Origin of the sequence: Mycobacterium sp. UM_Kg27, assembly GCF_000972905.1 — a bacterium.
Taxonomy (GTDB): Bacteria; Actinomycetota; Actinomycetes; order Mycobacteriales; family Mycobacteriaceae; genus Mycobacterium.
This window is the reverse complement of the sequence record NZ_JRMM01000302.1, coordinates 1-740: the sequence shown is the minus strand read 5'-3', so window position 1 is coordinate 740 and position 740 is coordinate 1. Positions and strand designations below refer to the sequence as shown.

The window sequence follows — 740 nt, the reverse complement described above, 5'->3', positions numbered from 1 at the left end:
TACTTCGACCACCCGCCGCTGGTGCCGCTGATGGCCCGGGTGGCTGCCCTGGGCGGCTTGCTGGGGCTTCGGCTGTTGGCCATCGCGATCCGGTAGTCAGCGGCGACAGCAATTACGCCCTATGGGGCCCGCCGGCCGGCGACGCAGCCACGGCGCTGTGTGTCGGGCGATTCCCGGTCCGCAAGCTCACGCAGTATTGGGAGCACGTCACTACCTGGCGTCGATCACGATCCCCGGTGGTGTGCACAACGGGTTGCACGGAGCCCACATCTACCTGTGTGAGCAACCGCGGGGCAGCTGAGCCAAGATGTGGCCGCGGATGCGCCACAGCTCCGATGTTCCGTCCTGATCCGCCGGGGAGGCACTCGGCCGGCCACCTCGAAAGAAAGTCCATGTGTGCGGTCCTGTTGGTTCTGGCGAGCTAAAAGTAGACAGGTGTCAACTACTTGTTACGATGCTCCGGTTTGAGTCCAACATGACAATGGAGTGCCGGTGACTGGTACGACGTCTTCGCTGGTGGGCGGATCGCCTGCCCCGTCGGTGAATCGACGAACCCTCATGCCGGTAGCCGTGGTGGTCGCCGTGGCCGCGGTCGTCCACGGGGCCTTCGCCATGAACTACGGCTGGCACCCCGATGAGTTCTACTACGTGATCTGCGGTCAGTACCCGGCGTGGGGATACTTCGACCACCCGCCGCTGGTGCCGCTGATGGCCCGGGTGGCTGCCCTGGGCGGCTTGCT

At 65.3% G+C, this 740-nt stretch carries 1 pseudogene; it reads left to right on the top strand.

What is annotated here, in order from left to right:
* Positions 1–492: 492 nt before the first annotated feature.
* Positions 493–740: pseudogene (locus LI94_RS21365) on the top strand (hypothetical protein); the annotation flags it as partial.